The sequence below is a fragment of the Atlantibacter sp. genome, assembly GCF_032062175.1.
Lineage (GTDB): Bacteria > Pseudomonadota > Gammaproteobacteria > Enterobacterales > Enterobacteriaceae > Atlantibacter.
Map to the genome: position 1 here is coordinate 59,459 of NZ_DAMBQK010000011.1, position 19,258 is coordinate 78,716.

The 19,258-nt window shown below is 48.0% G+C and carries 18 protein-coding genes; 7 read left to right on the forward strand and 11 right to left on the reverse strand.

Annotated features, from left to right (window positions below; genetic code table 11):
* Positions 1 to 14: 14 nt before the first annotated feature.
* From RT120_RS11960 to RT120_RS12000, 9 genes are all read right to left on the reverse strand, one after another.
* Positions 15 to 1,211, reverse strand: a complete 1,197-nt coding sequence (locus RT120_RS11960) for an alpha-2,8-polysialyltransferase family protein (RefSeq protein ID WP_312982846.1) — start codon at positions 1,209 to 1,211, stop codon at positions 15 to 17.
* A gap of 13 nt (positions 1,212 to 1,224) precedes the next feature.
* Complete coding sequence (locus tag RT120_RS11965) at positions 1,225 to 2,364, reverse strand: DUF6716 putative glycosyltransferase (RefSeq protein WP_312982847.1); 1,140 nt, start codon at positions 2,362 to 2,364, stop codon at positions 1,225 to 1,227.
* 2 nt (positions 2,365 to 2,366) lie between these two features.
* Entirely contained in the window at positions 2,367 to 3,542 is a 1,176-nt protein-coding gene (gene neuC / locus RT120_RS11970; protein ID WP_312982848.1) for a UDP-N-acetylglucosamine 2-epimerase, read from the reverse strand.
* Positions 3,539 to 4,792, reverse strand: a complete 1,254-nt coding sequence (locus tag RT120_RS11975) for a cytidylyltransferase domain-containing protein (protein WP_312982849.1) — start codon at positions 4,790 to 4,792, stop codon at positions 3,539 to 3,541. Before RT120_RS11975 ends, neuC begins: the two co-directional genes overlap by 4 nt.
* Positions 4,793 to 4,794: 2 nt before the next feature.
* Positions 4,795 to 5,832, reverse strand: coding sequence for an N-acetylneuraminate synthase (gene neuB / locus RT120_RS11980; RefSeq protein WP_312982850.1), 1,038 nt, complete (start codon positions 5,830 to 5,832; stop codon positions 4,795 to 4,797).
* Entirely contained in the window at positions 5,825 to 6,451 is a 627-nt protein-coding gene (locus RT120_RS11985; RefSeq protein ID WP_312982851.1) for an acetyltransferase, read from the reverse strand. Before RT120_RS11985 ends, neuB begins: the two co-directional genes overlap by 8 nt.
* Positions 6,452 to 6,504: 53 nt before the next feature.
* Positions 6,505 to 7,170 (reverse strand): ABC transporter ATP-binding protein, encoded by a 666-nt coding sequence (locus RT120_RS11990; protein ID WP_312982852.1) that lies wholly within the window; start codon positions 7,168 to 7,170, stop codon positions 6,505 to 6,507.
* Positions 7,167 to 7,943, reverse strand: a complete 777-nt coding sequence (locus tag RT120_RS11995; RefSeq protein ID WP_312982853.1) for an ABC transporter permease — start codon at positions 7,941 to 7,943, stop codon at positions 7,167 to 7,169. The genes RT120_RS11990 and RT120_RS11995 overlap by 4 nt, the downstream gene beginning before the upstream one ends.
* Positions 7,944 to 8,580: 637 nt before the next feature.
* Positions 8,581 to 9,480 (reverse strand): LysR family transcriptional regulator, encoded by a 900-nt coding sequence (locus RT120_RS12000; protein ID WP_312982854.1) that lies wholly within the window; start codon positions 9,478 to 9,480, stop codon positions 8,581 to 8,583.
* Positions 9,481 to 9,595: 115 nt separating this feature from the next.
* On the opposite strand from RT120_RS12000, the gene RT120_RS12005 reads away from it, so the two are divergent.
* A complete protein-coding gene (locus RT120_RS12005; RefSeq protein ID WP_312982855.1) occupies positions 9,596 to 10,597 on the forward strand; it encodes a zinc-binding alcohol dehydrogenase family protein in 1,002 nt (333 codons plus the stop codon).
* Between the two features lie 46 nt (positions 10,598 to 10,643).
* Here the strand turns inward: RT120_RS12005 and lsrK are convergent, their stop codons facing one another.
* Together lsrK and lsrR are read right to left on the reverse strand one after the other, a co-directional pair.
* Positions 10,644 to 12,230, reverse strand: coding sequence for an autoinducer-2 kinase (gene lsrK, locus RT120_RS12010; RefSeq protein WP_312982856.1), 1,587 nt, complete (start codon positions 12,228 to 12,230; stop codon positions 10,644 to 10,646).
* Between the two features lie 43 nt (positions 12,231 to 12,273).
* Positions 12,274 to 13,242, reverse strand: a complete 969-nt coding sequence (lsrR, locus tag RT120_RS12015) for a transcriptional regulator LsrR (protein ID WP_312982857.1) — start codon at positions 13,240 to 13,242, stop codon at positions 12,274 to 12,276.
* Positions 13,243 to 13,459: 217 nt separating this feature from the next.
* On the opposite strand from lsrR, the gene lsrA reads away from it, so the two are divergent.
* Genes lsrA through lsrG form a run of 6 tightly spaced genes read left to right on the forward strand, consistent with a single transcriptional unit; the run spans position 13,460 to position 19,208 of the window.
* Positions 13,460 to 14,959 (forward strand): autoinducer 2 ABC transporter ATP-binding protein LsrA, encoded by a 1,500-nt coding sequence (gene lsrA, locus RT120_RS12020; RefSeq protein WP_312982858.1) that lies wholly within the window; start codon positions 13,460 to 13,462, stop codon positions 14,957 to 14,959.
* Positions 14,956 to 15,993 (forward strand): autoinducer 2 ABC transporter permease LsrC, encoded by a 1,038-nt coding sequence (lsrC, locus tag RT120_RS12025; protein WP_312982859.1) that lies wholly within the window; start codon positions 14,956 to 14,958, stop codon positions 15,991 to 15,993. The genes lsrA and lsrC overlap by 4 nt, the downstream gene beginning before the upstream one ends.
* Positions 15,994 to 16,998: an autoinducer 2 ABC transporter permease LsrD gene (gene lsrD, locus RT120_RS12030; protein ID WP_312982860.1), complete on the forward strand. Its 1,005-nt coding sequence runs from the start codon at positions 15,994 to 15,996 to the stop codon at positions 16,996 to 16,998. It begins immediately after the preceding gene.
* Position 16,999: 1 nt separating this feature from the next.
* Positions 17,000 to 18,016: an autoinducer 2 ABC transporter substrate-binding protein LsrB gene (gene lsrB, locus RT120_RS12035; RefSeq protein WP_312982861.1), complete on the forward strand. Its 1,017-nt coding sequence runs from the start codon at positions 17,000 to 17,002 to the stop codon at positions 18,014 to 18,016.
* An 11-nt stretch (positions 18,017 to 18,027) separates the two neighbouring features.
* Complete coding sequence (lsrF, locus tag RT120_RS12040; protein ID WP_312982862.1) at positions 18,028 to 18,918, forward strand: 3-hydroxy-5-phosphonooxypentane-2,4-dione thiolase; 891 nt, start codon at positions 18,028 to 18,030, stop codon at positions 18,916 to 18,918.
* The gene (gene lsrG / locus RT120_RS12045; RefSeq protein ID WP_312982863.1) at positions 18,915 to 19,208 is read left to right on the forward strand and encodes a (4S)-4-hydroxy-5-phosphonooxypentane-2,3-dione isomerase; all 294 of its coding nucleotides are present in this window, start codon (positions 18,915 to 18,917) and stop codon (positions 19,206 to 19,208) included. Before lsrF ends, lsrG begins: the two co-directional genes overlap by 4 nt.
* Positions 19,209 to 19,258 lie beyond the last annotated feature (50 nt).

The following is a 19,258-nucleotide window of genomic DNA, read 5'->3' on the forward strand; positions in this document are numbered from 1 at the left end:
TGTAGTTGCAAATTTTATTGATGTTTAAAAATAGGATCGCTGAAAGATGATATGATTCTAACGTTTGTAAAATTCTTCAAAATGTCAAAGTGCTGGCTCAGAGTTATAATGCCTTTTCGAGATTGCTTATTGTTACATAACTCAAGCATAAGCGGTGCTATCGAGTAAGGCTGACATTTATTTGAAATTAAGGGAGAGTAAACTAAAGAAGAAGATGTCAAACCAATTAGCATCTTAATCTTGAATTTTTTTATGACAGGTTCTATTAAAAAATCAGGTTCAGTTATCAAAACAATATCTTTACACTTAGCATCTTTGATAGCTTTGCTAATGATAGACACGTTTTTAACAGGTTCTTTGGGATGAAGCTTAATAAATATTCTCGAACCTTTATCTTTCTCTAAACGTTGAAGGATAGATACTAAACTTTTAGCAAACAAAGTCTGGTTAATAGCATATTTTTGGTTGACATAAATGATATCATGGCTGGTTAGGTTATATTTACCAATAACGATATTAACTTTTGGAGATAATTTTGCTGATGGTGCATTGGTGAATTCAATAAATTCTTTTGCTTGAAATCTCTCTTTCAAGAGTTCTGGAAATGATCCATAAACCTTTTCATATCGTAAATCTGGATAGCGAAAAGATTTTATTGCATTAAAATACCCTGAAAAGAAATTAACATTAGCAAAGCTAGACTGAGATAATTTTTTATAGGTCCCAGTACCTTCTTCTATCAAAGAACATCTAATATTGTTTTTTTTGAATAAAGATAAGAAAATAGAATAATGATACTCGTAGCTCATAAAGTAAGCATGTTGAGCATTTGATATCTCTACGATTTTCTTATAAACATGATAGAACCAGGCTGCTTTTTGGAAAGAAAATGCGTTAGGGAAAACAGGTATAGTTAATAAATTAGCTGAAGAAAATAATTTTTTTTCCATTTGCTCAAGAATTATCTTGGGCATTTGCAAATTTTTTTCGGTAGCTAACACAATTAATCCGTTATTCCTTTTATTATATCTCCTAATAAACTCTTCAGCCTTTTTCAATTGTCCAAGATTGCTGATGATAAATATATTTTTGCAATTAAAGCGATTACCCGACAATAATTCATTAGTTTTATTGTTTGCATTAAAAAACCATGAATCATTAAAAAACTGCTTTGGTTTAAAAACCAGTTTTTTTATCTTTTTAGAAAACATTAAAACCCCAAGCTTAAGCTAATCTTGATAAAACATTTTTAACTCTTTTCAATACTACCCAATTTTCTCGTTTCAAAAACACCCAAAAGAATCTAATTATGATTAAAAGAATAATAAAATTACGCGATCGCTTAATATTAATATTTTTACTAGCGCAGAAAGATTTAGTTACTAGTAAATTATACAGGAACTCCTTCTGCGCGCATTGCGAATAAACAACATGATTATTTAGCCAATTTTTATTAGCGGATAAAGGGCGGTTAAAAGCGAAATGATCATAGTGAGTTAAAAGACCTGAATCCGAAAAGTAATCCTGGCCACGAAATGAATCTGTAAAACCATCGATTAAATAGACATTGATGCCATTTACCAGGCAATTTATAGCTGCAGATGAAGAAATAGTGATACACTCATCAACTTCAAGCAATAAATCTTCAATGCTTACTTCAGTAAATGACAAATTATTAAAGTCGAAGAGCATTAAATATTCCTGGATATCAAAAATCATCTCTCCAGGCGAGATTAAATGGTTGCGGCTTTTAAAGGTGAATTTCTTACATGGGTTATCTTTGATAATTGACGCAAGAAAATTTGCATAAGCGACTCTACTATTTTTGGTGTAGGGTTCCTGAAGTTGATCGATAATAATACAATGGTTACTTTTTGTTTTGCGATTGGAAAGAGTTTTTACCCATGGCGATCCAAAATGAACGCCATTAAAGGGTACTCCAACAATTCTACAAATAGACTTATAGATTTTATAATCTTTACGACAATTCAGTAAAACATAATGGCTTCTTACTTTAGAAATAAATGATTCCAGTTGTGATGACAATAAAATCCCAGGAAAGCATGAAATAATCATTGCGTCTTTCGAAGCAACTGCCTTCGTTATTGTATTAAGATCCCGACCGCCTGTAGCACAAAATATATAGTCAACTTGAACATATTCAAGAAAAGAAGAGACATTATTTGGATAAAACACAGGACTTTTATTGCCTATTGTTTTATTTATAAAATGATAAGATTGATCATCCAACCCGCAAAAAAAAATGTCCACGGCACGGTCAGACATATATTCGAAAATGTTTTTCAATGCCAGAAAATGAGAATCGTAACGGAAAACAAAACACACAACAGGACGATGATTCATCATTAATGCTTAAAGGTTGTGAATGACGGTAAATCGTAAAAATCTTTATAATCGTGTTGAGGTGCCTGCAAAAATCGTTTAATAATTGAAATACAATTATCTAATGAATTTTCTTTTACATAAGGATTGTTGAAGTGCTTAAGCTCATCCAGGAAGGCAGGATTATAGGTCAGCTTGATTGCCTTGATAATAGCTTGAGAATGAATCGGAACATCAATAACGCTCTTCCCTCTAACTCTCCCTTTTTGTCTGTCCCCAATATTTATTGTTGGGACTTTTAGAGAGGGTATTTCAATTAAGCCAGATGATGAATTCCCAATCAAACCACATGAGTATTTATTTAGCGCCAAGTATTCTTCGGTACGTAAAGAGACTAGATTTCTAAACTTATTTTTGCAACAGAAGGTGTTAATTTTTTCACGAATAATATTTGAGCCAGTATCTGAATTACTTCCGATAAACACAAAATCATACGTATCTTTAAAGGTTTCTATCGCAGTTAATAGTTCATCAACCTGTTCTTCAATAGAATGTGATGTTAACGTTTCAGGATGAAATAAGACAACATAATAGGGCTTAGTAAAGGTTCCATGCATTGCTTCCATTTCATGAAGCTGGGGTAATCGCAACGAGGACGCGTTCTCAGCTCCTAAGGAGCCGATATTGAAAACAAAATCTGGGTTTTCACCCAGTTGGATTACGCGATTTCGATATTCTTCAGTTGAAGTAAGATGAAGCTTACTCATCTTGGTAATAGCATGCCTGATAAATTCATCATAATTTGCTAACGTTTTTTCCCCACCATGAATATGGATGAGCGGTATATTATGCATTGCGGCCGCAATAGCAACGCTGAAAATCTCATATCTATCGCCCAAAACCATTACAGCATCATAATTATTTTTCTCAAAATAGTCACCGAACGATTCCAAACAAATTGCCATTGACTTTAATACATGAGCATTAGATGCGGAATCAATTTTGATATCGATAGATGCGTCGATAATTAGACCATCTTCTTCAATGATATGGATCGTGTTTCCATAAATATGGTCGCAATGCATTCCAGTAGCCACAATACGCAGATCCACAGTGGAATCATTATTCAATTTTAATAATAATCTTTTGACTATTCCATATTCTGCTCGAGAACCCGTGACATACAATATTCTTTTCATAATATAATTCCTTTGAGATGTTTTTCCAGCGCATCATAGCCTGCGTCGTTGAAATGCAATCCATCATAAGTAAATGATTGATGTAAATTGCCATATTCATCTTTAAGAACGCTATCTAAACAAACAAAACTAGCAAAATCCATTTTTCCTTTAAGGTAATCATTTAATTCATCAATAATACGGTTACTACGATCGAGCCGACCAAACACTGGCGGCACAGATAAAAAATAAATTTCAGCTTGCGGGTTTTTGCTTTTAATATACTCACAAAGCGTTTTATTAAGTGATAAAGTATCCGCTTTTTGCCAATTATCTAATACAATGTCGTTTGTACCAGAAAAAATAAAAACAATATCGCCAAAAGTAGATATCAATTCCTTATTAATTATCAACTGATTATATTGATAAGAATTAATTCCAGCAATCCCAAGATTATTAATAGACTTAGTGTTAAGGTTTTCAATATCCCAATAATCGAATAAAGAATGTCCAATGAAAGTTATATTCTTTTTGTCTTTCATTTGCCTTTCTTTTTCATTAATCCTTTTGCAGATGGCTTCGTTTAGTACTTTCGTTTTATTTATTTTCTGCTGAATAACAATCGCCAACTCAAAATCCATTTTATCATCAATATCAACTGAGCACTCTTTGTTCATTATGTAGGCAAGCGAATCTTTACCAAAAAAATGTTTTTTCTTAAGATAATGTTGTTTACTTGCAATGAATAAAGCGCCATTAGGATGATACTCAATACTATGATTTCTATTGTAATTGCTATAGTCTAAATCAAAGTATCCAAGAGTAAGTGAGCTATCTAATGGTTTAATAATTGATGAGGGTTTGTCGCTCTGCGTCACGGAGACTACACACTCGTATTCTTGTGCGTAATATTGGCTCACTGCTTCAAAAATATGCTGAGCATTTCTGAAAGGCGATGTTGGCTGTAACAGAGCAAAATCGCTATATTCTGCATAGCTGTTTAATGCATGGCTTATGACATCATATGAACTGGCATTATCAGTCGCAAACTCCTCAGGCCGCATTAAAACTTCTGCTCCGTATTTCTCAGCAATACTGCCGTAATATTGTGAGTCTGTCGTGACTATTACTTTATCAAATACATTCGACTCAATTGCCGCTTCGATAGTGTAGGCCATAAGCGGTTTATCGATAAGCATCAATACATTCTTATTAGGCAGACCTTTCGATCCGCTTCGCGCCGGGATTATCGCTATTAATTTCGATTTCATATTTATTTTTGCATTTTAAATGTGCTATGGATGATTAACTCATCTTCAATAAAATCTTGCTCTGCGACTTTACCAATTAAATTATACCATTCCATCGGACTAATGCCGTTACCAGGGCGTTTAGTGGTAAGATTATGTTCACTATAAACATCACCTTTCTTGATATTTGTTTTGGCAATAATTGATTTCCTCGCAACGATTTTATTTTTTTCTTCTGATTTAGTTACGATTTTTTCACTCGATCCTAACGCCATTTCAACCGCTCTGACACCCTGGCACAAATGTTTCAGTTCATCGGGAGTAATAGAGGCCAAGTGATCTGGCCCTGGCATATTTTTATCGAGAGTAAAATGCTTTTCTATAAAAGTAATACCGAATGGAACAGATGCCAGTGCTGCATAGAAACCACTTGAGTGATCGGAAAACCCGATACTGTGTTCAGGGAAATGCTTTTTTAAGTCATTAATAGCATTCAGATTGACATCTTCAAAAGGAGTAGGATATTCGGTATTACAGTGGAGTATTGTAATATTTGTAGGCGTAATTCCATTTCGCAAAAATATTGATACACACTGTTTGATTTCATCAATAGTGGCCATACCCGTTGATAATACAATCTTAATATCAGGTATAGGGAGTTGAGCAATCTTTTCAAGATACGGCAAATTGAGTAATTCGCCTGATGGGATTTTCCACACTTTTTGTTTTAACGATGCTAAAAATTCGACCGAATCCATATCAAACGGGGTTGAGAAAACATCTAACCCCAGCTCTTTAGCATAATTCATTAGACCAATATATTCGTCATGCCCAAGTTCAAGCTTCTTTGTCATCTCTAATTGAGATTCAACTTCACCTGTGTTTTTGATTTGATATTCTGCTTTTGGCGCTATTGACGAAATTAATTTGTCGGCTTTAAACGTCTGAAATTTAACTGCATCGACATTTGCATTTTTAGCTTGTAGTATCATTTCTTTTGCAATTTCGATACAACCATTATGATTACAACCAATCTCAGCGACAATATAGATATTATTCATTTATTTCTCTTATTAACCTAGTTGGTGAGCCAGCAACTACCACATTATTCGGGATATTACGAATTACAACGGAACCTGAGCCAATAACACTTTTCGACCCGATTTTTATTTGTCCATTCACAACGGTACAACTACCAATGAATGTCTCCTCTCCAACATGAACATCTCCGTTGAGTACAACATTCGTTGATATATTACTGCACAAACCTACTTCGTTACCATGTTCGATCAATGCGCGAGTATTTATTACTGCCGCATCGTGTATAGTGCAACCGCGGTTTAATATACACAATTTGCCAATAAAAACACCTACGCCTAAAGTTACTTCACTTGATAACAAAGCAGTTTTATCGATAACATTGATCAGTTTTAGATTGTGTTTACGTACTAGATTTAAATAGTATTTTCTTGCTGAAGGTTGACCAACACCAATAAAATAGTAAAACTCATCTTTGTTATCGATTTCAGATATATCATTGCCAAGTATTGGGTATGATTGATGAATACCGCTTTTGTACTTATCAATGAATCCTGTCAGTTCATATTTATCGGGGTCTAAACTATCAATAATTGATTTTGAAAATCCACCGGCCCCGAATATTATTAATTTACATTTCATATAACACCTATTTTCAGTAAGGCGTTTTTGATTATTGTTTATGAATAACGATGTTATTTAAGTGAATCTTCTGTATAGACTTCAATAGCTTCGGAAACATCTTTATATAATTTTCCCGACCCTTTTTTGTCTAGATAAACAGCCACATCGCAATAGTCTTTAAGTGATTTCAACCCATGTGAAACCATTATTATTTCAGCCTTGCCTCTAATATTATCAAAAATATCAGCACATTTTTTTTTGAATTTTGCATCCCCCACTGCAGTGACTTCATCTACTAAGTAATAATCAAATTTAAATGCCATGCTCAAGCCAAATCCCAACCGAGATTTCATGCCAGATGAGTAAGTTTTTATAGGCATATCAAAGTATTTACCTAACTCGGCAAAATCTTCCACAAACGCGACTTTATCTTGCAGTTCATTTTGCTTAGCATATAAACGAGAAACAAATTTTACATTTTCGCGGCCTGTCAGGCTTCCCTGAAACCCTCCTGAAAGTCCAACCGGCCAGGAAATAGTTTTATTTGTAATAATACGTCCACTGTCAGGGCGGTCAATACCACCAATCATACGCAATAAGGTTGATTTACCAGCACCGTTACGTCCAATAAGCGCCACACTTTTACCGCTTGGTAATTCAATATTGAGATCTTTAAATACATTATGTCTTCCCTGCGGCGTTCGATATGTCTTTGTAAGGTTCTCTATTCTAATCATGATGTTAACATCGCATCTTCACGGGTGCGATAAAGAGCCAGCCCCAAAAATAAAGTTACTAATGTAAATAATGCAAGATAACTAAGACTGACTCCTTCAGTATGATAACCAGCAACTACGGATGATCGGCTTAACTCCACGACATGAACAATGGGATTCCACAGAAAAAAAGACCAATATTCTCTTGGGATTGCATGTAACGGAAACATGATGCAGGAAACAAAGTACAGAGGCTTTGCAATAATAGGTAAGAATTTTTCCGTCTCAGGAAACGTTCTACCTATCACCATAAATATTAGACCAACACCACATGAAAAAAGTATAAGCATAACCCAAGTCGCAACCAGAGTAGGTATGTTATTAACTTCAAATTCTTCACCGCAAAATCTGACAACAATCATTAATGTAATGTATACGAGTGCGTATATTAATGATTCGAGCATAGCTCGTGATATTATCGTGTCAATAGGTTTTACAGGCCGGTAATTAAACAACCCCTTATTTGCTTCAATCGCACCAATTGACCGACTTGTTATTTTATTAAAAATAAAAAAAGGAATAATGCCATTTAATAAAAAAACCGGAAATGATATATCAGGCATTGTTCTATGACGAATAAACCCAAAGATAAACATTAGAATCAGCAAATGTGCTGACGGTTCAATCAATGCCCATAAGTACCCAAGGCGATACTTCCCAAAGCGCGTTTTCAGTTCACGTAAAAAGAGGGCATGCACAGCGGCCTTTTGCACCTCGAGCCCACTTCTGGCCATAGTAAATCCACAATTTTTTAGGGGTATTGGACACGCTACCGCCCCTGGCTTTGCAGCAACCAAATGCTGTACAACGCAGGCAACGATGAGAGAAAGACAAAGAAGAAAACACTCAGAGGAATCATGGGACAAGTTGTCCGTTCGTGTGCCGGAGGCCCTATGGCGAGGTGGGTCAAACTAAAACGAGGTTAACCAAATCTGGTAAAGCTGCGCTAAAGCCCATCAATCCTGGATATCGACTGGAGTTCCTTCTCAAAAAGCCCAATAAAATTAACCGTAACGTAGGATTAATCCTAATCGTTTTGATCTATTAATCTCTTTATCTTTATTAGCCAGAAGTGATTACAATGCGTAATCATGCATGCGCAACGATTATTAGGCATCTCTATAATAAATCTTATAAATCCATAATTTCTATAAAAAAGTATAAATATCAATAAGATATCGAAGGTTCATTAATGACGGGAAATTAAAAATAAGAATGTTTTGTTCATAAAAAAATTTAATGTGAAAGTTTCACTTAAGTAATAAAACAGAAGACCACAAAAAAAATAAGAATTTACCATTACTCACTAAGACAAATACTATGCAAAATATGTTTTTGTCACCTATTAATATTAATGATCTAATACTATGGTCATTTTTCCCGATAACTATCCTTAATTCCGGAAAATTTCATAATAAAATCAATATAGCAGGCCAGCGCAGGGGAGTTTAGCTTACGGCTGGGGTAGACCAGATACAAATCATTTCCCTGCGGTTCCCACGCTGGCAACACGACCGCCAGTTCGCCGCTTTCTAACGACTCCTCAACCAGAAAAGACGGTAATAAGGTTATCCCCGCCCCTTCTTTCGCGCACTCCCGCGCATACAGCAGATTATCGGTGGTATGCAGGCGCGGCAGATCGCAGCGATAATACGCCTCCCCTTTTTGCAGTACCCATTCGTTCCAGGCGCGATGCACAATGCACGGGTGTTCCGTCAGTTGGCTGGGATGTTCGAGCGTGGGATGGTTATCCAGATAGTCCGGCGAGGCGACAAGAAGGCGCGGGCTGTGGCCAATCATACGGCCAATCAGCGAAGAATCCTGTGGTTTGCCGGTACGCAACGCGACGTCATAACCCGTTTCAACTAAATCCACCACCTCATCAGAAATAGACACTTCCAGCACCACGTTAGGATAACTGCGCTGGAACTGAGTATTCATTCGCGCCAGCAACGTCGCGCCAATGCCTGCCGGGCAGGTAATACGTAGCCTGCCGCTGGGGTTATCGCGCAACTGTTGTAAGGCATATTCAGCGCGTTCGGAGGCATCAAGCATTTCCCGGCAATGCACCAGATAGCGCTCGCCAGCAAACGTCAGGTTGATTTTGCGGGTAGTGCGATTGAGCAACCGCAGCCCCACCAGCTGTTCAAGCTGGCTGATGCGTTGGCTAACGCTGGATTTCGGCAGTCCCGCTTCCTGTGCCGCCGCGGTAAAACTCCCCCGCTCCGCCACCAGCGCAAACAGCGCCATATCCTGAAGTTGTTTAAACATAATTGTTCATCTCACACGAACACAGCGTTAGTGATTGTCCATCTTATCATCCTTATCGCAGTGTCCTAGACTGATCCACGACATCACCCTTTTAATCTGCTACGCGGAGCGCACCATGTCAGTGAAAGCCATTGCCGTTAATCCACAAGATCCTGCCAGCTTTATTGAAATCCACCCTGAAATGCCGCAGCCCGGCGAATATGATTTGCTGGTCGAAGTGAAAGCCGTATCGATTAACCCGGTTGATACTAAAGTCCATCAGGGCATTCAGAAGAAAGGCTTACAGGAGCCGCGTATTTTAGGCTGGGACGCCAGCGGGATTGTGAAATCCACCGGCAGTAAAGTGACCAGCTTTAAGGCTGGTGACGAAGTTTATTACGCAGGGGATATCACCCGTCCGGGCAGCAACACAACCCATCAGTTAATTGACGCGCGCATCGTCGGCCACAAACCGAAAAGCCTTGACTGGGCGGCAGCAGCAGCTATTCCGTTAACGGCGTTGACCGCCTGGGAAGGCCTGTTCGAGCGTCTGAACATTCAGGATGCAGGCGAAGAGAAAACGCTGTTGATCATTGGCGGCGCTGGCGGCGTCGGATCGCTGGCGATCCCGTTCGCGAAGCACAACAGTAAAGTAAAAGTGATCGCCACCGCCTCGCGGGAAGATTCCGCACAGTGGTGCCGGGATCGCGGCGCGGACCTGGTGGTGAGCTATAAAGATCTGCCAGGCGAGCTGGAGAAGCACAATATCAAATTCGTGGATTACATCTTTATCCTTAACGATACCGACGGCCACTGGCCTGCGGTCACGCAGCTTATCGCGCCGCAAGGCCATATCTGCACTATCGTAGAGAACACGCAGCCGCTGAGCCAGGACGTGCTGAAATCAAAATCTGCCGCCCTGCACTGGGAATTTATGTATACCCGCAGTATGTATCAAACCGCCGATATGGCGCGTCAGGGCGAGATCTTAGATAACGTCGCCAGACTGGTGGATGACGGCGTGGTGGAAAGCGCCCTTAGCGAAACGCTGCATGGCCTGAGCGTGGAGAACATCCGCGACGCGCACGAGAAAGTGCTGGCCGGGCATATGCGCGGGAAAGTGGTTATTGCGTTTTAATTCACTCAGGCACGCCCATCAAATGGGCGTGCCGTCTATCCACGCGTTATGACGCTGGCGCCTGCCTTCTCTCCAGCCCCGGCGCTTTCCAGAGCGACGTCGTCAGCCCGCTGTCCACCAGCCCCAACTGGTCCGCATACACCGCCTGCCATTTCTGCATCATCTCATCGTACAGTTCCCGGTGCGCGGGGTTGGGGGTGAACTCCCGCTGCCAGCTCACCAGCTTTTCCCCGGCGCTGGCCATATCTGAGTACAGCCCAACGCCCGTGCCCGCCGCGATGGCGCAGCCCAACGCGGTCGCCTCTTTGACTTCCGGGACACGCACCGGCAATCCGGTGACGTCGCTTAAAATTTGGCTCCACAGCGCGCCTTTCGAGCCGCCGCCCGCAAACACCAGTCCGTCGAATTTTACCCCGGAGAAACTGGAGATCTGCGCCAGGTTGCAGGCCGAGACAATCGCGGCATTCTCTTCCAGCGCCCTGAATAACGTCGCCTTGTTACATTTATCGGCATCAATGGAGAGGTTAATAAACGACGGGGCCGCGTGATACCACTTATTAAAGTGCATCGCGTCAGAGAAAATCGGCATCACGCCATGGGAACCCGCCGGAACCTGGCTTGCCATCTGTTCCAGCAGCGCGTAAGTATCGGTGCCGAGCCGCTCGGCAATCAGTTTTTCCTCGGCACAGAACGCATCGCGGAACCAGCGCATCGTCAGCCCGGTGAAAAAGCTGATCGACTCCGCCTGCACCATACCGGGGATAACGTGCGGGTTAACGCGGATATTCATTTGCGGATCGGTGCGTACTGCCGGGAGATTCACCACCTGCTGCCAGAAAGTGCCGCCCAGCACGGCGGTTTGCCCGGCGCGCACCACGCCAAGCCCCAGGCAGCCCAGTTGCACATCGCCGCCGCCCATCACCACCGGCGTGCCTTCGCGTAACCCGGACTGCGCCGCGGCGTCGGCCGTCACCGCGCCCAGCACTGTGCCGGTCTCTTTAACCGGCGAGAGGATATCCGCGCGCAGCCCGGCCATATCCAGCAGCGCAGGCCGCCAGTCGCGGGTATTTAAGTCCAGCATCCCGGTGGTGCCTGCGTTGGAGGGGTCTACCGCCAGTTCGCCAGACAGTTTCGCCGCCAGCCAGTCGCTGATCATGGTGATGGTCGCCGCCTGGCGATAAATATCCGGGCGATGATGGGCAAGCCACAGCAGGCGCGGCATGGCGCTCAGCGCCAGGGTCTGGCCGGAAACGTGGTACACCTCGGATTCAAACTGGTAATCGTGGATCTCTTTCAGTTCAGACACTTCATGGCTGGCGCGGGCATCGACGTTGGCGCAGGCCCAAATGGGCTCGCCGTTGCGATCGTAAAGCACAATCCCTTCGCGCATGGAGCAGCAGGCGACGCTGGCGATATCGCTGGCGGTTAAGCCCGCTTTCATCAGCGCTTCCCGGATGCAGCGGCAGGTTAACTGCCAGTTGGTATTAAGATCGAACTCCATCGAGCCGGGAACGTCCGCCACGCTCTGGTGAGTCCATTCCGCCTGGCCTGCGGCAATCTGGCGGCCTGCTAAATCAAAGATAACGGCACGGACACTGCCTGTTCCGGCGTCTAACGCTAAAAGGTAACTCATCGGCTTGCCTCGCTCTGTTAGGGTTCGCGAAGCAAGCCCTGGATTATCCCGCCAGAGCCAGCACCGCGCGCGCTGTCGCTTCTTCTGTTACCAGGCCGTTGATACGGCGGCCGCACAGGGCGGCATAAATGGCGTCTGCTTTATCTTCACCCCCCGCCACGCCCACGATGGTGGGTAGCTGAGCCAACTCATTCAGAGAGATACCCAGCAACTCGCGGTGGATCGGCAGGTCGTCGACCTGTTCGCCGTCGGCCTGCAGGAAATAACCAAGAATGTCGCCCACTGCGCCTTTACGGGCGTACATCAACTGCTCGCCTTCGCTGATATAACCAGAGCGCAGGATCGTCGCATCGCGTTTCTGGCTCACCGACCCGATACCCACCACCGCCACATCGGCGGCGCTGGCGGCCAGCAGCACATCGCGCACGCTGGATTCGCGCTTTAAAATCTCCGCCACTTCCGGCGACGACACCCGCAGCGGCGCGGGAATAATGCTGACGCTACAGGCCGCATCAAGCTGGCCGATGCCGGTCATATACGGCCCCACGCCGCCCGACAACGTCACCAGCCGGATCTGCTGGGAGCTGATAAAACCGCTTAAATGCTGTAAGCAGCTCATGGTGGCTTCGCCGAACCCCACCGCCAGCAGTTGGCCCGGCTCCAGCACGCCCATTAGCGACTGCGCCGCGCCAATCCCGAGACGCGTGTTCATCGGCGGCGTGTTCAGCGCGGGCAGCACCCGTGCCAGCCGTAGCCCAAAACGCTGGGCCAGCGCGGTTTCCAGCGCCAGGCAACCTTCGTACCGCGAGTTGATTTGCACCCGGATCACGCCCGACTGGCGGCCTTTCTCTAACAGGCGTGAAATCTTCAGTCGCGGTAATCCCAGCCGTTCGCCGATATCGTTCTGGGTCAATCCGTCGTGGTAGTAGCACCACGCCACCCGTGCCAGTAGCTCTTCTTCGGCCATTGCGATACCGGCATACCGTCCCTCATCGCTTCGTTTTTCGCTCATAAGCTGAACTCTTATTGAAATTTAGATCATGTGTTCGATCCTGCCTGGTCTGAAACTGTGAGATGCCCGGCAAAAAGATCATTTTTTATTCCGTTTAGCGGTGCGACCAGATTATGCCTGAAAATGTGATCCCTGCACGGTTGTAAATATAGTTCACCGTCTACGCTTTTTGAACATTGTAGATTTAAAAAATCATTTGTTCATTTTCGGAGTGGCGATGACGAATCCAGACCCGTTACTGAATGTGCAGGCGATAAGTAAACAGTTCTCCGGGGTGAGCGTGCTGAAGTCGATTGATTTCACGCTGCTTTCCGGGCAGGTGCATGCCCTGATGGGCGGTAATGGCGCGGGCAAGTCGACGCTGATGAAAATTGTCGCGGGCGTAGAAACCGCCGACAGCGGGGTAATACAGATTGAAGGGCAGCCGTTTACCCGGCTCTCGCCGCAGCAGGCGCACGGTCTGGGCATCTATCTGGTGCCGCAGGAGCCAATGTTATTCCCCAACCTCACCGTGCAGGAAAACATTGTGTTCCGCCTGCCGAATGACAAAAAGATTGCGCAGCAGTTGTCAGAAAAGCTGGCCCAGCTCGATTGCCATCTCAATTTGCAGGCTTCCGCCAGTACGCTGGAAGTGGCGGATCAGCAGATGGTGGAGATCCTGCGCGGCCTGATGCGCAACGCCAAAATTTTAATTCTTGATGAACCGACCGCTTCGCTAACGCCAGGGGAAACCGATCGGTTATTTCGCCAGATCCGCGCGCTGCAAACCGCAGGCGTGGGGATCATTTTTATCTCCCATAAACTGCCGGAAATCCGCGCCATCGCCAGCCATGTCTCGGTGATGCGCGACGGCGCCGTGGTGCTGAGCGGCGAAACCGCGCAGCGTAATGACAGCGAATTGATCCATGCCATGACCCCGGTCAGCCGGGAGCGCAGCCTGAGCGACACCCAAAAACTGTGGCTGGCATTGCCGGGCAACCGCCGCACCCAGCCGCAGGATTTCCCGGTATTGCGAGTAGATGAACTGACCGGCGAAGGTTTTCTCGATCTCAGTTTTGAAGTGCGCGCCGGGGAGATCGTTGGTCTGGCGGGGCTGGTGGGCTCCGGGCGTACCGAACTGGCGGAGACCTTATACGGCCTGCGCCCGGTGCGCGGCGGGCGCGTCTGGCTGGAAAATCATGACATCACCTCTACGCCGATCCGTGCGCGTCTGGATCGCGGGCTGGTGTACTTGCCGGAAGATCGCCAGGTCTCCGGGCTGTTTCTCGATGCCCCCATCCGCTGGAACACCGTGGCGCTCAACGAGCCGTCGCTGTGGCAACAGCCGAAGCGCGAAGACGCGGTAGTCGAGCGTTATCACCGGGCGCTGGGCATCAAACTTAACCATCCGAATCAAATCGTGCGCACGCTCTCTGGCGGCAATCAGCAAAAAGTACTGCTGGCGCGCTGCCTGGAAGCCAATCCGCTGCTGCTGATCATTGATGAGCCGACCCGTGGCGTGGACGTCTCCGCCCGTGCCGATATCTATCAGTTGATCAAAAGCGTGGCGGCGCAAAACGTGGCGGTGCTGATGATCTCCTCTGACGTGGACGAATTTCCGGGGCTGGCGGACCGGGTGCTGGTGATGCACCAGGGGGAACTCAGCGGGGAGCTGGCGCGCGACGCCATTTCGCCGGACCGGATGATGAAACTGGCCTTTGGAGGACAACGTCCGTGAAGATGCTGTTGCGTAACCGTGAACTGACCGCGTTTCTGGCCATAGTGGCGCTGTTCGGCGTGCTGGTGGGCCTTAACCACAGCTATTTCAGTGCCCAGACCCTGGCGATGATTTTTTCCAGCTCGCAGATTTTGATCCTGCTGGCAATGGGCGCGGCGATGGTGATGCTGACGCGCAATATCGATGTGTCGGTGGGCTCGACGGTCGGGCTGTGCGCCATTGCCGTCGGCGTGGCGCTTAACCAGGGTTACAGCCTGCCGCTGGCGATGGGCTTCGCGTTTGCTATCGGCGCGCTGTGCGGGTTTTTCAACGGCGTGCTGGTGGTGTGGCTGCGTATCCCGGCGATTGTCGCCACGCTTGGTACGCTGGGGCTGTACCGTGGCGCAATGCTGCTGTGGACCGACGGTAAATGGATCGAAGGGCTGCCGCAAAGCCTGAAAGCGCTGTCGGAGCCGGTGTTTATCGGCGTCTCCCCGTTCGGCTTCGCGGTGCTGGCGCTGGTGGCGTTAGGCAGCGTGATTCTGGCGCGTACCGCCTTTGGCCGCGACTTCTATGCAGTGGGCGATAACCTCGCCGCCGCACGTAAGCTCGGCGTGGCAGTGGATCGCACCCGGTTGCTGGCCTTCACTTTTAACGGCCTGCTGGCGGCGCTCGGCGGCATTCTGTTCGCTTCGCAAATCGGCTTTGTGCCCAATCAGACCGGCAGCGGCCTGGAGATGAAAGCCATCGCCGCCTGCGTGCTGGGCGGGATCTCCCTGCTCGGCGGCACCGGCACGCTGATCGGCGCCTTTCTCGGCGCGTTCTTTTTAACCCAAATCGACACCGTTCTGGTGCTGTTCAAACTGCCCGCCTGGTGGAACGACTTTATCGCCGGAATGGTGCTGCTGGGCGTGCTGGTGCTCGACGGGCGGCTGCGCCAGGCGCTAACGCGCCACCAGCGGGCCCTGAAATACAGCCGCTTTGTGCCGGGGGCGTCGGGGCGGAAAAACGTCGCGCCGTTTCCCGGTCGCAAAAACAAAAAAGAGGTGGCGTAAATGAAAGTGAACTGGGAACTGGCGCTGCTGGCGTTGCTGGTACTGGAAATCCTGCTGTTTGGTGCGCTGAACCCGCGCATGCTCGACGTGAATATGCTGCTGTTCAGCACCAGCGACTTTATCTGCATCGGCATCGTGGCACTGCCGCTGACGCTGGTGATCATCAGCGGCGGGATCGATATTTCTCTCGGCTCCACCATCGGGCTGTGCGCCATCGCGCTGGGCGTGCTGATGCAGTCCGGCGTGCCGATGGGCGTGGCGATTGTATTAACCCTGGCGCTCGGCCTGGCCTGCGGCTTTCTCAATGCGGCATTAATCCACTACACCGGCATCAGCCCGCTGGTGATCACCCTCGGCACGCTTTACCTCTACGGCGGCGGCGCGCTGCTGCTTTCCGGGATGGCGGGCGCGACGGGTTATGAAGGCATTGGCGGTTTCCCGGACAGTTTCACCGCTTTCGCCAACGCCACGCTGTTCGGCCTGCCAGTCCCGCTGGTGATGTTTCTGGTTATCACGCTGCTTTTCTGGGTACTGGCGCACCGGGCGCGCTTTGGCCGCCACCTGTTTTTACTCGGGCAAAACGCCCGTGCCGCCCGTTACGCGGCCCTACCGGTTAACGGCATGTTGTACGGCGTATACGGCCTGGTGGGCCTGGCGTCAGCCATCGCGGCGGTGATTCTGGTTTCTTACTTCGGTTCAGCCCGTTCGGATTTGGGGCGCGATTTGCTGATGCCCGCGCTGACGGCGGCGGTGCTGGGCGGCGCCAATATTTACGGCGGTTCAGGTTCTGTGGTGGGTACGGCGCTGGCGGCGTTGCTGGTGGGGTATTTGCAGCAGGGATTACAGATGGTCGGGATACCCAATCAGGTATCGAGCGCGTTGTCCGGTGCGTTGTTGATTGTGGTGGTGATTGGTCGTTCGGTGAGTTTGCATCGCGAAACCCTGCGTGCGGCATGGCGCCGCGTTCAGATTCGCCGCGGTGCCATAAAACAATCAGGAGCTTAAGATGAATACAGCAAAACGTGTGCTGCAATGTAGTGCTCTGGCACTGGCCTTGAGCGTCGTGACTGCCCAGGCGGCGGATCGCATCGCCTTTATTCCGAAGCTGGTGGGCGTCGGGTTCTTTACCAGCGGCGGCAACGGGGCGAAAGAAGCGGGCAAAGCGCTGGGCGCGGACGTCACTTATGACGGGCCGACGGAGCCGAGCGTGTCGGGCCAGGTGCAGTTGATCAACAACTTCGTCAACCAGGGATATAACGCGATTATCGTGTCGGCGGTCTCCCCGGATGGCCTGTGCCCTGCCCTGAAACGCGCCATGCAGCGCGGCGTAAAAGTGCTGACCTGGGACTCGGACACCAAACCGGAATGCCGCAGCATCTACATCAACCAGGGCACGCCGGAGCAGTTGGGCGGCATGCTGGTGGAGATGGCCTCGAAGCAGGTCACTAAACCGAAAGCGAAAGTCGCATTTTTCTATTCCAGCCCTACCGTGACCGATCAAAACCAGTGGGTAAAAGAAGCCAAAGCGAAGATCGCCAAAGATCATCCGGAGTGGGAAGTGGTTACCACCCAGTTTGGCTATAACGACGCCACCAAATCTCTGCAAACCGCCGAAGGGATCTTAAAAGCTTACCCGGATCTGGATGCGATCATCGCGCCGGACGCCAACGCGCTGCCGGCGGCGGCCCAGGCGGCGGAAAACCTCAAACGCACCGGCGTGGCGATTGTCGGGTTCAGCACCCCGAACGTGATGCGCCCCTACGTGGAACGCGGCACGGTGAAAGCCTTTGGTCTGTGGGATGTGGTGCAACAGGGCAAAATCGCCGTCAACGTGGCGGATACCCTGCTGAAGAAAGGCGATCTTAACGTCGGCGACAGCGTCGACGTGAAAGACATCGGCACCCTGAAAGTGGAGCCGAACAAAGTCCAGGGTTACGACTACGAAGCCAAAGGCAACGGCATTGTCCTGCTGCCGGAGCGCGTGGTGTTTACCAAAGACAACATCAACAATTACGATTTCTGACGGGGGAGACAATGGCTGATTTAGACGACATCAAGGACGGCAAAGATTTTGGTATTGGGCAACCCCAGAAGAACACGCTGTTCGCGCTGAAGGGCTGCGGGGCGCTGGACTGGGGGATGCAGTCGCGGCTGGCGCGCATCTTCAACCCCGCCACCAATCGCACGGTGATGCTGGCGTTTGACCACGGCTATTTCCAGGGCCCCACTACCGGGCTGGAGCGTATCGATCTGTCCATCGCGCCGCTGTATCAGGAAACCGATGTGCTGATGTGTACCCGCGGCATTCTGCGCAGCCAGGTACCGCCCGCTACCAATAAACCGGTGGTGCTGCGCGCCTCTGGCGGCAACTCGATTCTGGCGGAACTGTCGAACGAGTGCGTGGCGGTGGCGATGGAAGACGCCCTGCGGCTCAACGCCTGCGCGGTAGCGGCGCAGATTTATATCGGCTCCGAGTACGAGCACCAGTCGATCAATAACATCATCAAGCTGGTGGATGAAGGGACGCGCTATGGCATCCCGACGCTGGCGGTCACCGGTGTGGGTAAAGAGATGGCGCGCGACGCCCGCTACTTCTCGCTGGCCAGCCGCATCGCCGCCGAGATTGGCGCGCAGTTCGTCAAAACTTATTACGTTGAACAAGGCTTTGAGAAAGTTACCGCCAGTTGCCCGGTGCCGATTGTGATCGCAGGCGGCAAAAAGCTCCCGGAACTGGATGCGCTGGAGATGTGCTGGCGAGCCATCGACCAGGGGGCCAGCGGCGTGGACATGGGGCGGAACATCTTCCAGTCCGACGCGCCGCTCGCCATGCTCAAAGCGGTGAAGAAAGTGGTACACGAGAATATGTCGGCACGCGAAGCGTACCAATTCTGGCAGGAAGAGAAAGCACACGGAGGAAAGGCATGAATGTGACGCTGGTTGAGATCAACATCAAACCGGACCGGGTAGATGAGTTTTTAACGGTGTTCCGCGCCAATCACGAAGGCGCTGTCGCCGAACCCGGCAACCTGCGTTTTGACGTATTGCAGGACCCAAAGGTAAAGACGCGGTTTTACATCTACGAAGCCTATCAGGATGACGACGCGGTGCTGGCCCATAAGGAAACGCCGCACTACAAGGCGTGCGTTGAGGCGCTGGATTCAATGATGTCGGAGCCGAGGAAGAAGCGGAGTTTTATTGGGTTGCTGCCAGAATAAAGCGGTACTGGTTCGGCTGGGTAATAGAGTCAGGGCTAAAATCTCAGCAT